11 protein-coding genes are annotated in these 13,549 nt (G+C 73.2%); 6 read left to right on the top strand and 5 right to left on the bottom strand.

All coding sequences use genetic code 11. The annotated features are described in order from the left end of the window. The first annotated feature begins 164 nt into the window (after positions 1–164). Positions 165–1,604 carry an MFS transporter gene (locus AC1Q5D_RS03455; RefSeq protein ID WP_481737170.1) on the top strand — a complete coding sequence of 480 codons (1,440 nt, stop codon included), beginning with the start codon at positions 165–167 and terminating at the stop codon, positions 1,602–1,604. Positions 1,605–1,783: 179 nt separating this feature from the next. Here AC1Q5D_RS03455 and hpaD read toward each other — a convergent pair whose 3' ends face one another. From hpaD to AC1Q5D_RS03430, 5 genes are all read right to left on the bottom strand, one after another. Continuing rightward, positions 1,784–2,950: a 3,4-dihydroxyphenylacetate 2,3-dioxygenase gene (gene hpaD, locus AC1Q5D_RS03450; protein ID WP_481737169.1), complete on the bottom strand. Its 1,167-nt coding sequence runs from the start codon at positions 2,948–2,950 to the stop codon at positions 1,784–1,786. A gap of 60 nt (positions 2,951–3,010) precedes the next feature. Beyond that, on the bottom strand, positions 3,011–4,540 hold the full coding sequence (gene hpaE, locus AC1Q5D_RS03445) for a 5-carboxymethyl-2-hydroxymuconate semialdehyde dehydrogenase (RefSeq protein WP_481737168.1): 1,530 nt from the start codon (positions 4,538–4,540) through the stop codon (positions 3,011–3,013). A gap of 38 nt (positions 4,541–4,578) precedes the next feature. Next, entirely contained in the window at positions 4,579–5,250 is a 672-nt protein-coding gene (locus AC1Q5D_RS03440) for a GntR family transcriptional regulator (protein WP_481737167.1), read from the bottom strand. Continuing rightward, positions 5,247–6,749, bottom strand: coding sequence for a fumarylacetoacetate hydrolase family protein (locus AC1Q5D_RS03435; protein WP_481737166.1), 1,503 nt, complete (start codon positions 6,747–6,749; stop codon positions 5,247–5,249). The genes AC1Q5D_RS03440 and AC1Q5D_RS03435 overlap by 4 nt, the downstream gene beginning before the upstream one ends. A 68-nt stretch (positions 6,750–6,817) precedes the next feature. Further along, positions 6,818–7,630 carry an alpha/beta fold hydrolase gene (locus tag AC1Q5D_RS03430; protein ID WP_481737165.1) on the bottom strand — a complete coding sequence of 271 codons (813 nt, stop codon included), beginning with the start codon at positions 7,628–7,630 and terminating at the stop codon, positions 6,818–6,820. 200 nt (positions 7,631–7,830) lie between these two features. On the opposite strand from AC1Q5D_RS03430, the gene AC1Q5D_RS03425 reads away from it, so the two are divergent. Genes AC1Q5D_RS03425 through AC1Q5D_RS03405 form a run of 5 tightly spaced genes read left to right on the top strand, consistent with a single transcriptional unit; the run spans position 7,831 to position 13,544 of the window. Continuing rightward, the gene (locus AC1Q5D_RS03425) at positions 7,831–8,613 is read left to right on the top strand and encodes an NUDIX hydrolase (RefSeq protein WP_481737164.1); all 783 of its coding nucleotides are present in this window, start codon (positions 7,831–7,833) and stop codon (positions 8,611–8,613) included. After that, on the top strand, positions 8,610–9,881 hold the full coding sequence (gene nadA / locus AC1Q5D_RS03420; RefSeq protein ID WP_481737163.1) for a quinolinate synthase NadA: 1,272 nt from the start codon (positions 8,610–8,612) through the stop codon (positions 9,879–9,881). The genes AC1Q5D_RS03425 and nadA overlap by 4 nt, the downstream gene beginning before the upstream one ends. Continuing rightward, on the top strand, positions 9,878–11,461 hold the full coding sequence (locus tag AC1Q5D_RS03415; protein ID WP_481737162.1) for an L-aspartate oxidase: 1,584 nt from the start codon (positions 9,878–9,880) through the stop codon (positions 11,459–11,461). The genes nadA and AC1Q5D_RS03415 overlap by 4 nt, the downstream gene beginning before the upstream one ends. Beyond that, a complete protein-coding gene (gene nadC / locus AC1Q5D_RS03410) occupies positions 11,458–12,408 on the top strand; it encodes a carboxylating nicotinate-nucleotide diphosphorylase (RefSeq protein WP_481737161.1) in 951 nt (316 codons plus the stop codon). Before AC1Q5D_RS03415 ends, nadC begins: the two co-directional genes overlap by 4 nt. Continuing rightward, complete coding sequence (locus AC1Q5D_RS03405) at positions 12,405–13,544, top strand: cysteine desulfurase family protein (protein WP_481737160.1); 1,140 nt, start codon at positions 12,405–12,407, stop codon at positions 13,542–13,544. Before nadC ends, AC1Q5D_RS03405 begins: the two co-directional genes overlap by 4 nt. The last annotated feature ends 5 nt before the right edge of the window (positions 13,545–13,549 follow it).

Genomic DNA, 13,549 nt, shown 5'->3' with positions numbered 1-13,549 from the left:
ATTAGAACACAACGTTCGATTATCGAACAACCAAATCCGCGATGCGCCCGGTGTGACACCCGCCACGGGTGGTCGTGTAACATGTGACACACCCTTACCGTCCGAACGGTCGGTCATGAAGCGACTCAACCCGCAGCGCCGCTGCTCGCACCCACGGAGTTCCGATGGCAACTATCGACCCGACAGTCCACAACCGCGCGGAGGAGCGCAAGGTGCTCGCGGGCACCCTGGTCGGCACCTCCATCGAGTGGTACGACTTCTTCATCTACGCCCAGGCCGCCGCGATCGTGCTGGGCCCGCTGTTCCTGACGCCCGTGGCGCAGGAGAGCCCGGGGCTGGCCCAGATCCTGGCCTTCGCCACGATCGGCATCTCGTTCCTGTTCCGGCCGCTGGGCGCCATCGTCGCCGGCCACCTCGGCGACCGCCTCGGCCGCAAGCAGATGCTCGTGATGACGCTGATCCTCATGGGCGCCGCGACGGCGCTCATCGGCATCCTGCCCACCTACTCGCAAATCGGTGCCGCCGCTCCCGTCCTGCTGATCTTCCTGCGCATCGTGCAGGGCTTCTCCGCCGGCGGCGAGTGGGGCGGCGCCGCGCTGATGTCCGTCGAGCACGCCCCGGTCCACCGCCGCGGCTTCTTCGGGGCCTTCCCCCAGATCGGCGTCCCGATCGGCATGATCCTCGCCACGGGCGTCCTGTGGGTGCTGACGACCTCGATGGGCCCCGATGCCTTCAACGCCTGGGGCTGGCGCATCCCGTTCCTGTTCTCCATCGTGCTGATCGTCGTCGGCTGGTTCATCCGCCGCTCCGTCGAGGAGTCGCCCGTCTTCCGCGCCATGCAGCTGCGGAAGAAGGAGTCGTCGGCGCCGCTGGGCCAGCTCTTCCGGCGCAACACCAAGGAGGTCGTGCTCTGCGCCCTGATCTTCCTGGCCAACAACGCCGCTGGATACCTGTTGATCGCCTATTTCCTCGGCTACACGACCAATGAGCTGGGCATGGAACGGCCGCCGGTGCTGTTGACCACGACCCTCGCCGCGTTCGGGTGGCTGGCCTTCACGCTGATCGGCGGCTGGATCTCCGACCGGATCGGCCGGATCAGGGCCTTCCAGATCGGCTACGCGATCGTCCTCGTCTGGGCCGTGCCGATGTGGTTCCTGATCGACACCGCCAACCTGTTCATGCTGTTCATTGCGGCATTCGTGCTGACCGTCGGGCTCGGCCTCTCCTACGGACCGCAGTCGGCGCTCTACGCCGAGATGTTCCCGGCCAAGGTCCGCTACTCCGGCGTCTCCATCGGCTACGCGATCGGCGCCATCATCGGCGGGGCGTTCGCACCGACTATCGCCGAGGCCATCTACACCTCGACCGGGCAGTCCTGGGGCATCGGCGTCTACATCGCCGTCGCCACCGTCGTGTCCCTCGTGTCCGTCTCGCTCGTGGGGGAGACCCGCGGCGTCGACCTGCACGTCGAGGAGGTCCACGAGGAGTACCTGCGCGAGCACCCCGAGGCGGTCGACGAGCTGGGCGTCGCCGGCGACGAGGAGCACCACCAGCAGGATGGCCACCTCCGCCACGGCCAGGCGCACGGACGCCACACGCGCTAGCGCGCGTTCCCCGCGCTGAGGCGCACTCCGAAGGCCCGGTCCCGGGAGGGGCCGGGCCTTCGGTATGCCCCGGCGGGGCGGCGCCCGGCCGGGACCGTGCCCGGGAAGCGGCGGCACAACGACGGCGGGCCGCCCCCACGGTGGTGGGGACGGCCCGCCGCGGGGTCCGTGGGGCCGGGCTAGAGCTGGTTGCCCAGCTTGAAGCCCTTGGAGGCCTCGCCGTGGTACGAGCCGGACTCGTCGTTGGCGCGGGTGTAGGAGAACCCGTCGGCGCCGATGGTGACGTCCATCTCCGAGTCGTCCGTGCGCTTGACGACCTCCTTCGGGTTGCCGTCGAGATCCAGGACCAGGGACGCCTCGGTGTACCAGGACGGGACGACGGGGTTGCCCCACCAGTCGCGGCGCTGGTTGTCGTGCACGTCCCAGGTGACGACGGGGTTGTCCGGGTCGCCGGTGTAGTAGTCCTGCGTGTAGATCTCGATGCGGTGCCCGTCCGGATCCAGGATGTAGAGGTAGAACGCGTTGGACACGCCGTGGCGGCCCGGGCCGCGCTCGATGTGGTCGGACATCCGCAGGGCGCCGAGCTTGTCGCAGATCGCCAGGATGTTGTGCTTCTCGTGGGTGGCGAAGGCGACGTGGTGCATCCGGGGGCCGTCGCCACCGGTCATCGCCGTGTCGTGGACGGTCGGCTTGCGGCGCATCCAGGCGGCGTACACCGTGCCCTGGTCGTCCTGGATGTCCTCGGTGACGCGGAAGCCGAGGTCCTGCATGAACTTCGTGGCCCGCGGCACGTCGGGGGTGACCTGGTTGAAGTGGTCCAGGCGCACCAGGGCGCCCGGCGTGTACAGGTCGTAGCGCCAGGCGAGGCGCTCGACGTGCTCGACGTCGTAGAAGAACTCGTACGGGAAGCCCAGCGGGTCCTCGACGCGGACCGAGTCGCCGATGCCCTTGGTGAAGCCCTCCTTGCGGCGCTCCACGCGGCAGCCGAGCTCCTCGTAGAAGGCCACGGCCTTGTCCAGCTCCTCGGGGCTGCGCACCCGGTAGGAGAACGCGGCGACGGCGGCCCGGGGGCCCTGGCGGAGCACCAGGTTGTGGTGGATGAACTCCTCCAGCGACCGGAGGTAGACGGTGTTCTCGTCCTCCTCGGTCACGGTGAGGCCGAGCACCTCCACGTAGAACTCGCGCGAGCGCTTCAGGTCGGTGACCACGAGCTCCATGTAGGCGCAGCGCAGGATGTCCGGCGCCGGGGCCTTCGGGGTCGGGATGGGGTTGTCGGACTTGATCGGTGCCTCCTGCGAGACGTAGAAGCCCGAGGACGTCAGCGTCCGGTCGTCAGGGTTCGTCATGGCTGTCCTTGCTGTGTTCGGGTTGGGTGGGGCGGGATGGCGTTGGGCCTGGGCCGCGGCTCAGGCCTGGAGCTTTTCGGCGGCGTCCTCCTGGCGGCCGAAGACCGGGTTGTGCACCTCGCCGAGGTTGATGTGCACGGCCTGCTGGTCGGTGTAGAAGTCGATCGAGCGGTAGCCGCCCTCGTGGCCCAGGCCCGAGGCCTTGACGCCGCCGAAGGGGGTGCGCAGGTCGCGGACGTTGTTGGAGTTCAGCCACACCATGCCGGCCTCGACGTCCTGGGCGAAGTTGTGGGCCCGCTTCAGGTCGTTGGTCCAGATGTAGGCGGCCAGTCCGTACCGGGTGTTGTTGGCCAGCTCCAGTGCCTCCTCGTCCGTGTCGAACGGGGTGATGGCGACGACGGGGCCGAAGATCTCCTCCTGGAAGATCCGGGCGTCCGGGGCGACGTCGGCGAAGACGGTCGGCTGGATGAAGTTGCCCTCCGGGAACGCCTCCGGGCGGCCGCCGCCGGCGGTCAGGCGGGCCTCCTGCTTGCCGATCTCGACGTAGGACATGACCTTCTCGAAGTGCTCCGGGTGGACCAGGGCCCCGACCTCGGTCGTCTCGTCGTGCGGCAGGCCGACCTTCACGCGCTTGGCCTGGGCGGAGTAGCGCTCCACGAACTCGTCGTAGATGCCGCGCTGGACCAGGATGCGGGAGCCGGCGGTGCAGCGCTCGCCGTTGAGGGAGAACACGCCGAAGATCGTCGCGTCGATGGCGGCGTCCAGGTCGGCGTCCTCGAAGACGACGGCGGGGGACTTGCCGCCGAGCTCCATGGACAGGCCCTTGAGGTACGGGGCCGCGTTGCCGAAGATGATCTGTCCGGTGCGGGACTCGCCCGTGAAGGAAATCAGCGGCACGTCCGGGTGCTTGACCAGGGAGTCGCCGGCGTAGCCCTCCTCGCCGTAGCCGTGGACGATGTTGAAGACGCCCTTCGGCAGGCCAGCCTCCTCGAAGATGCCCGGCCACAGGGACGCGGACAGCGGGGTGAACTCGGCCGGCTTCAGGACGACCGTGTTGCCGGTGGCCAGCGCCGGGCCCAGCTTCCAGGACTCGAGCATGAACGGGGTGTTCCAGGGGGTGATGAGGCCGGCGACGCCGATCGGCTTGCGGTTGACGTAGTTGGCCTGGCGCCCGGGGACCTTGAAGGCGTCGTCGTGCTGGGACACGATCAGGTCCGCGAAGAAGCGGAAGTTCTCCGCGGCGCGGCGGGCCTGCCCGAGCGCCTGCTTGATCGGCAGCCCCGTGTCGTAGCACTCCATCTCGGCGAGGTCCTGGCCGCGGGACTCGACGATGTCGGCGATGCGGTGCAGGATGCGGGAGCGCTCGCGCGGCAGCATGCCCGGCCACGGGCCGTTCTCGAACGCGTCCTTGGCGGCGGCGACGGCGGCGGCGACGTCGGCGACCTTGCCGGAGGCGGCCTTGATGTAGGGCTTGTTGGTCACCGGGTCCAGGACGTCGAAGGTGTCGCCGTCGATGGAGTCGACGTGCTCGCCGTTGATGTAGTGCTGGATCTTCTCCGGCAGGTTGGCCGGAACGAAGTGCTGGGACATGGCGGTCCTTTCGGTGTGGGGTCGGGTGGTCGGTGGTCTCAGATGGCCGACGGCGGCTGGCCGGCGGCGGTGAGGTAGGCGTTCAGCGTGTTGGTCCGGTGGGCCCGTGCGGCCCGCTCGATCTCCGGGCCGGGGGCCCCGCCCTCGAGGAGGTCGAGCAGCCGCTCGTGCTCCTCCACGGAGGCCTGCGCGCGTCCCGGGATGTGCCCGAAGCTGCTCGAGCGCATGGCCCCCATGCGGCGCCAGCCGCGGTGGACCAGGTCCAGGATGTGGGGGTTCGGGCACTTGCCGTACAGCTCCGCATGGAAGCGGTTGTTCAGCTCCGTGAAGCGCACCGGGTCGAAGTCGACCAGGCACTGGCGCATCTCCGCGTTGAGGCGGCGGGCCTCCGCCAGGTCCTCGGGGCCCAGCCGCGGCGCCGCCAGGGCGGTCGCCGCGCCCTCGATCACGGCCAGGGTCTGCATCGTGTGCAGGTACAGGTCCGTGTCGACGGCGGCGACCGTGGCCCCGATGTTGCGCTCGAAGGTGACGAGGCCCTCGGCCTCGAGCCGCCGCACGGCCTCCCGGACCGGGACCGTGCTGCATCCGAGCTCCTGGGCGACGGAGGAGAGCACGAGCCGGTAGCCGGGCCCGAGCTCGCCGCCGGCGATGCGGGAGTGCAGCAGGTCGTACGCGGCCTCGGACTTGCTCCGCGCGGCGGCCGCGGTCACTGCCCGTCCGCGGGCGTCCAGGCCTTGTAGCGCTCGAGCCACTCGGCGTTCATCGGAAACAGGCCGTCGACCGCGTGGCCCTGCTGGACCATCTCGAAGACGAACGTGTCGCGGCGCTCCTGCTCGACGACCTCGTCGGCGACCTCGGCCACGAGGGCCGGCGGGATGACGACGATGCCGTCGGAGTCGGCGACGATGACGTCGCCGGGCTGCACCGTGGTGCCGCCGCAGGCGACGGTCACGTCGGTGTCCCACGGGACGTGCTTGCGGCCCAGGACGGCGGGGTGGGCGCCGTTGTGGAACGTGGGGATGTCGAGGGCGGCCACCGCGGCGAGGTCGCGGACGCCGCCGTCGGTGATGACGGCCTGGGCGCCGCGGACCTGGGCGCGCATCGCGAGGATGTCCCCGAGCGTGCCGGAGCCCTTCTCGCCGCGCGCCTCCATGACGAGGATGTCGCCGTCGGCCAGCGAGTCGATGACGCGCTTCTGCGCGTTGTAGCCGCCACCGTGGCTCTTGAACAGGTCCTCGCGGTTCGGGACGTAGCGCAGGGTCCGGGCGGTGCCGATGACCTTCTGCTCGCCCTTGGTCGCCTGCAGCCCGTCGATGCTCACGTTGTTCAGGCCGCGCTTGCGCAGCGCACCGGAGATCGTGGCGGTGGCGACGGAGAGCAGCTTCTTGCGCACATCCTCCGTCAGGACCGGTTCCCCGCCGGACAGGCCGGCCGCCTCGGGGCTGCCGTAGGCGTCGACCCGGTCCTGGTCGGTGACGCGGGGCTGGTTGCCGAAGTCCTCGAAGCCGCGGTCGCCCTGGACAACGGGGGTCGAGAGGCGCCCGGTGCTCAGGCCGGAGGCGACGTCCTCGACCTCCACCTCGACCGTGTCGCCGGGAACGACGACGGAGGAGCCCGCCGGCGTGCCGGTCAGGATGATGTCCCCGGGGTGCAGCGTCATCATCTGGGACAGGTCGGCGACGATGCGGGCGAAGTCGAAGATCAGCCCGGCCGTCGTGTCGTCCTGGACGACGCTGCCGTTGACCCAGGTGCGGATGCGCAGGTTGTGGGGGTCGACGGCGGCGGCCGGGAGGAGGCCCGGGCCCAGCGGGGTGAACCCGTCGCCGGACTTGGAGCGGATGTTGGAGCCCTTGTCCGCGTACTTGATGTCGTAGACGCCGAGGTCGTTGGACGCCGTGACGGCGCCGACCGCGGCCCAGGCGTCCGCGGGGGAGACGCGGCGGACCGTGCTGCCGATGACGAGGGCGATCTCGCCCTCGAACGCGAGCAGCTCGGTGCCGGCCGGCCGCTCCACGGGGGTGCCCGAGGCGGAGAGGGAGGAACTGGCCTTCATGAAGTACGAGGGGTGCTGCGGCACGCGGCCGCGCTGCTCGGCGCGGGACCTGTAGCTGAGGTGGACGGCCAGGACCTTGCCGGCTGCGTCGAGGACGGACTGGTCAACGGGGCGGACGTCGGCCGGGGCAGGGGACACGGTTCCTCCAGAAGTCATGTACGAAATCGTATACGATCCATTGTGGTCTTCCTCGCACCGGGTGTCAAGGACCCCTTGGCGCCCGGCTACCCGCCCAGGAACCCGACCGCAGCGTCCCGCAGGGCGCGGGCCGTGACGGCGTTGACGTGGTCGCGCCCCGGGAGGCTCAGCAGTTGCGGGGTTCCGCCGTGCTCGCGGAGCAGCCGCTCGAGCTCGGGCAGCGTCGCCGCGATCTCGTCGTGCTCGCCGGAGGCCAACAGCACCGGCACGCGGGGCACCGCGGCCGCGGGGGTGTAGGGCTCGGCCTTGACGGCCTCGACCATGGTCAGCAGCGCGAACAGGTCCGCGCCGGGCGAGCGCCGGGCCATGGCGAGCAGCTCCGCCGTCGGCCCGTCGGCGGGCGGCGGCCCGCCGGCCAGGTGTCCCTGCGCCGCGTCCAGGTCGAACCGGGCCAGGGGGTCGTGGGCGGCGGCTCCCGCGAGGACGAGTCGGCGGACCAGCTGGGGCTGCGTGGCGGCGAACTCCCACGCCAGCCGCGAGCCCAGCGAGTAGCCCACGAGGTCGACGCCGGAGCCCGGGTCGGCGGCGTCGAGGGGCCGGACGCCCTCGTCCTCCAGCAGCTGGAGGAGGTCGGCCCGGACCCGGCTCGGCGCGTACGCGTCCCGCTCGGCGGGGGAGGGGCTGGCGCCGTGCCCGGGCAGGTCCGGGGCCAGCACGGTCCGTCCGGCGGCAGTCAGGGCCCGTACCCACCCGGAGGCGACCCAGTTCAGCTCCGCGGACGATGCGAACCCGTGCAGCAGCAGGACCGGGGGCAGCGCGCCCGGATCGCCGGCCGCAAAACGGTGCACGGCCATCCCGTTCGGGGTTCCCTCGACAAGGTGGGCGGCGCGCGTGGCCATCGGTCCTCCGCTCCGGCGCGGCCCGCGGCTGCCCGGGGGTGGGCCGGCCGCGCCTGGGGGTACCGTACGCCGAACACCGGCGCCCGCTCAATGGGGCCCGGCCCCGGGCCCGCCTGGGGCGGCGCGTGTCCCGGGTCTCGCCCAGCATGCCGTATGCTGAGTTCTGGTCAATCTGACTTTAACTGGAAGGAGTGGGTCGGATGGAGTTCGCCAACGTCTCGGAGCGCCGCCGGCTCGCTCCCGAACTCGCCGTGTCCACCGTGGTCTTCTCGCTGCGGGGTTCCGACGGCGGCGCACCGGTCCTCTGGCTGCCGCTGGTCCGGCGCACCCGCGAGCCGTTCCGCGGGCGGTGGGCCCTGCCCGGCGGTCCGCTCGGGGCCACCCAATCGCTGCAGGACGCCGCCGCGGAGCACCTGCACAGCACCACCGGCCTGGTGCCGCGCTACCTCGAGCAGCTGTACGCGTTCGGCGGGCTCGAGCGCTCGCCGGCCCGCCGCGTCGTCTCGATCGTCTACTGGGCCCTCGTCCGCGAGGACGACGCCCCGGGAGAGGGGAGCGGGGCGACGTCGGTCCTCCTCGAGGACCCGAACGTGGCGTGGTTCCCGGCCGACGACCCCCGCGTCCAGGAATCCCTGGCCTTCGACCACGCCGAGATCGTGCGGTACTCCCTGTGGCGGCTGCGCAACAAGGTCGCCTACGGCTCGATCGCCTACCGGTTCCTCGGGGACCGCTTCACGCTGGCCCAGCTGCGGCGCGTCTACGAGGCGGTCCTGGGGCGGCCCCTCGACCCCGCGAACTTCCAGCGCCAGGTGCGCCACGCGCCGGACATCGAGCCGACCGGGGAGTTCCTCGTCGGCGGCAAGCACCGTCCGCCCCGCCTGTACCGCTACACGGGCGAGGCCCTCGACCCCTCCTCGCCGGCGGACGCACCCGCCCCGCCGGCCCCGACCGATCCCCACTCCCCACGAATGGACCGACCATGACCAGCATCAGCATCACCCTGGACCGCCTCGCCGCCGGCCTCGGCTCCGGCTCCTCCTGCACGCCCGGGCTGTCCCGGGCCCCCTGGGACACGGACACGGCGGCGCCGTCCTACGGGCCGGGGGCGTCCCTCGCCGACGCCGCCCCGGCCACGATGCCCCGCCAGGGCGGGATCCCCGAGGAGTACAGGAGCGCCACCCCGGAGGAGCTCGACGGGCGGATCCGGGCCGCCAAGGCGGCCCTCGGGGAGAGGCTGGTGGTCCTCGGGCACTTCTACCAGCGGGACGAGGTCGTCCAGCACGCGGACTTCGTGGGCGACAGCTTCCAGCTCGCCAACGCCGCGCTGACCCGCAAGGAGGCCGAGTTCATCGTCTTCTGCGGCGTCCACTTCATGGCGGAGACCGCGGACATCCTCTCCGACGACCGCCAGGCCGTGATCCTCCCGAACCTCGCCGCCGGCTGCTCCATGGCCGACATGGCCGACGAGTCCAGCGTCGAGGAATGCTGGGAGCAGCTGACGGAGCTGTACGCGGACGAGGACGGCGCCGACGGCCTCCAGCCGGTCGTCCCCGTGACGTACATGAACTCCTCCGCCGCCCTGAAGGGCTTCGTCGGGCGCCACGGCGGCATCGTCTGCACCTCATCGAACGCGGCCACCGTCCTCGAGTGGGCGTTCGAGCGCGGCCGGCGCGTGCTCTTCTTCCCGGACCAGCACCTCGGGCGCAACACCGCCAAGGCGATGGGCATCCCGCTCGGGGCCATGCCGCTGTGGACGCCGGGACGGCGCCTCGGCGGCCAGGACGAGGCGACCCTGCGCGACGCGCGCGTCATCCTCTGGCACGGCTTCTGTTCCGTGCACAAGCGCTTCACCACCGCCCAGATCGACGCCGCCCGCGCCCAGTACCCCGGCGCGCGCGTGATCGTGCACCCGGAGTGCCCCATGGAGGTGGTCGACGCCGCCGACGCGGCCGGCTCCACCGACTTCATCCGCAAGGCCGTCGCCGCCGCCGACGAACCGACGGTCTTCGCCATCGGCACGGAGATCAACATGGTCAACCGCCTCGCCGCCGAGTACCCGCAGCACACCATCTTCTGCCTCGACCCGGTGATCTGCCCCTGCTCCACCATGTACCGCATCCACCCGGGCTACCTCGCCTGGGTGCTCGAGGAACTGGTTGCCGGCAACATCCCCAACCGGATCATGGTCGACCCGGCCACGGCGCGCGACGCCCAGACGGCCCTCGAGCGGATGCTGGCGGCCCGGCCGTGACCACGGACCGGCGCCGGCCCGTGGCGCTCGCCGTCGTCGGTGCGGGCGCCGCCGGGCTGTATGCCGCCGTCGTCGCCGCCCAGCTCGGGCACGAGGTGGTCCTCCTCGCGAAGGACACGCTGGCCGACTCCAACACGTGGCACGCCCAGGGCGGGATCTGCGCCGTCGGCCCGGAGGGGCGCAAAGCCGGGGACACCGTCGCCGCCCACCTCGCCGACACCCGGGCGGCCGGGGCCGGAGCCAACCACGTCGCGGCTGCGGAGGCCATGTGCGCGTCCGCCTGGGGGCACATCGAGCGGCTCGCCGCGCTGGGGGTCGCCTTCGACCACGACGACGGCGGCGCCCCGCGCCTCGCGCTGGAGGCCGCGCACTCGCACGCCCGCATCCTGCACGCCGGTGGCGACGCCACGGGCCGGGCCATCGCCGGCGGCCTCGCCTCCGCCGCCCGTTCCCTCGCCGACGCCGGAAGGCTGCGGATCCGCGAGCACGCGGCGGTGCGCTCGCTCGACGTGCGCGACGGGAGGGTCCGCGGCGTCCGACTGGACGACGGAACGGCGCTCGCGGCCGACGCCGTCCTGCTCGCGACCGGCGGGATCGGACGGTTGTATCCCGCCACCACCAATCCCTCCGGAGCCACCGGCGACGGCGCCGCCCTGGCGTGGGAGGCCGGGGCGGTGCTGGCGGACGCCGAGTTCGTCCAGTTCCACCCGACCCTCGTGGCGGAGGGGCCCTTCATGGTCTCCGAGGCCGTGCGCGGGGAGGGGGCCGTCCTGCTCGACGGCACGGGGCACCGCTTCATGCCCGCCATCCACCCGGCCGCGGAGCTCGCGCCGCGCGACGTCGTCGCCCGCGCCATCCACCGCGCCCGGGCCGCCACCGGGGCCGTCCACCTCGACGCCACCGCCGTCGAGGCCGCCCGGGGCCGGGGCTTCCTGGCCGCCCGGTTCCCCACGATCACCGCCCGCCTGGCCGCACTCGGCCACGACCTCGCCGCGGCCCCGGTCCCCGTCACCGAGGCCCAGCACTACTGGATGGGCGGGATCCACACCGACCTCTGGGGCCGGACCACGGTCCCCGGACTGCTCGCCGCCGGCGAGTGCGCCGCGACCGGCGCGCACGGGGCCAACCGGCTGGCCTCCAACTCCCTGCTCGAGGCCCTGGCGTTCGCCGGAGCGGCGGTCGCCGGGCTGGGGCAGGGCACGGAGCCCGCGCCGGCCGCGGCCTGGCCCGCCGCCTCCGGCGGACCGCTGCGCGCGGTCCGGGGCCTGCCCGACCCTCCCGGCGGAGTGCCCGCCGGGCTGGACGACCTGCACGCCGTCACGGGCACCGCGCTGGCGGTCGAGCGGGAGGGCGGGGCCCTCGAGGTCGCCGCCAAGCACTTCGACTCGTGGCACGCGGCCCCCGGGCCGGGCCGGGCCACCGCCGAGCTGGACCACCTGCTCACGGTCGGGCGCGTCGTCGCCGCGGCCGCCCTGCACCGCCGCGACTCCCTCGGCGCCCACCACCGCATCGACCACCCCCAGCCCCCGGCCGCGCCCGCCGCCCGGTTCGGCTTCTCCAGAACAGGAACCGCCGCATGAGCCACACCGCCCCCGCCGGCACGCCCGCCCCGGCCGCCACCGCCGCGCCCCCGGCCGCCACCGGAGGCCCCGCCCCGGCAACCACCTGGCCCGTCCCCGACGCGGTCCTGGACGCGATCGTCGCCGCGGCCCTGGCGGAGGACGCACCGGCCGGGGACCTGACCGGTGCCGTCCTGATCCCCGCGGACGCCACGGCGACGGCCGAGGTCGTCGCCCGCGAGCCCGGGATCTGCGCGGGGCAGGCAGCGTTCGCGGCCGCGATGCGCCTGAGCGACCCACTGCTCGCCGTCAGCCCGGCCGTCGCCGACGGGCGGCCGTTCGCCGCCGGGGACGTCCTCGCGACCGTCGCCGGACCGGCCCGCGCCCTGCTGGCCGGAGAACGGGTCGGCCTGAACCTCCTGCAACGGCTGTCCGGCATCGCCACGGCCACCCGGGCCATGGTGGACGCCGCCGCCGGCACGCCCGCCCGGATCGCGGACACCCGCAAGACCACGCCCGGCCTGCGCGTGCTGGAGCGCTACGCCGTGCGCTGCGGCGGCGGCTTCAACCACCGCGCGTCGCTCTCCGACGCCGTCATGGCCAAGGACAACCACCTGGCGCTGCTCGGGGAGGGCGAGGCGCTGACCCGGGCCCTCAGGGAGGCCCGCGCCCGCCTCGGCCACACCGTCCACTTCGAGGTCGAGATCGACCGGCTGGACCAGCTCGAGGCCGTCGTGGCCGCCGGCGTCGACACCGTCATGCTCGACAACTTCAGCCTCGAGGACCTCGCCGAGGGCGTCCGCCGGGTGGCGGGGCGCTGCCTCGTCGAGGCCTCGGGCACCGTGCGGGTGGACACCGTGGCCGCCATCGCGGCGACGGGCGTCGACGTCGTCTCCTCCGGGGCCCTGACGCACAGCGTGCGCGCGCTGGACCTCGGACTCGACGTGCGCCTCGGGGGGACCGCGTGATCTACCTCGACGCGGCCGCCACGGCGCCCACCCGGCCCGAGATCCTCGAGACCGTGTGGCCGCTGCTCACGACCCAGTTCGGCAACCCCTCGAGCCGGCACGAGCTCGGCGAGCAGGCCGGCCGGGCCCTGGACTACGCCCGGGAGACCGCGGCCCGGGCGCTCGGCGTCAGGCCCGGCGACATCGTCTTCACATCCGGGGGGACGGAGTCCAACAACCTGGCCATCCGGGGCCTCGCCCTGGCCAACCCCCGGGGCCGGCACCTGGTCCGCACCGCCGTCGAACACTCCTCGGTGGCCGGCGCCATGGACCACCTCGCCGCCCACCACGGCTTCGCCGTCGACACCGTCCCCGTCGACCGGGCCGGGAGGATCGACCCCGAGGCGCTGCGCGCGGTCCTGCGCCCGGACACGACGCTCGTGTCCGTCATGGCGGTCAACAACGAGGTCGGCACGATCCAGCCCGTCGCCGAGGCCGCCGGCGCGGCGCACGCGGTCGGCGCGCTCTTCCACACGGACGCGGTCCAGGCGGCCGGATGGCTGGACCTGGTCCCGCTGGCCGCCGTGTCCGACGCGCTCAGCGTCTCCGGCCACAAGGCCGGCGGGCTCAAGGGGGCCGGCCTGCTGATGGTCCGCGGCCGGCACGAACTCGTGCCGATCCTCCCCGGCGGCGGCCAGGAGCGCGGCCGGCGCAGCGGCACGGAGAACCCGGCCGGCGCCGTCTCGACGGCCGAGGCCCTCCGCCTGGCGGCCGAGTCCGTGGCGGCCGGAGGGCCCGCGGACGGGTACGCGGGGCACCTCCGCTCCGCCGTCGTCGACGGGCTCGGGGACCGGGCCGTGGCGACGGGCCACCCGACCGCCCGCAGCGGCGGGATCGTCTCCTTCTGCTTCCCGGGGACGTCCGGGGAGGCCGTGTTGCTGGAGCTGCAGCGGCGCGGCGTGCTGTGCTCGTCCGGCTCGGCGTGCCACGCCGGGTCCGCCGACCCCTCGCCCGTACTGCTCGCGATGGGCTACGACGCCGACACGGCGCTGACCGCCGTGCGCCTGAGCTTCACGCGGGCGGCCAAGGAGTCCGAGATCACGACGGCGGCGCGCGCCACCGTCGCGGCCGTGCGCGCCGCCGGCGGCGGCGCGTAGCGGCT

The sequence above is a fragment of the Arthrobacter paludis genome, from assembly GCF_056782315.1.
The sequence above is the reverse complement of the archived record's forward strand: the minus strand, read 5'-3'. Positions and strand labels throughout refer to the sequence as shown.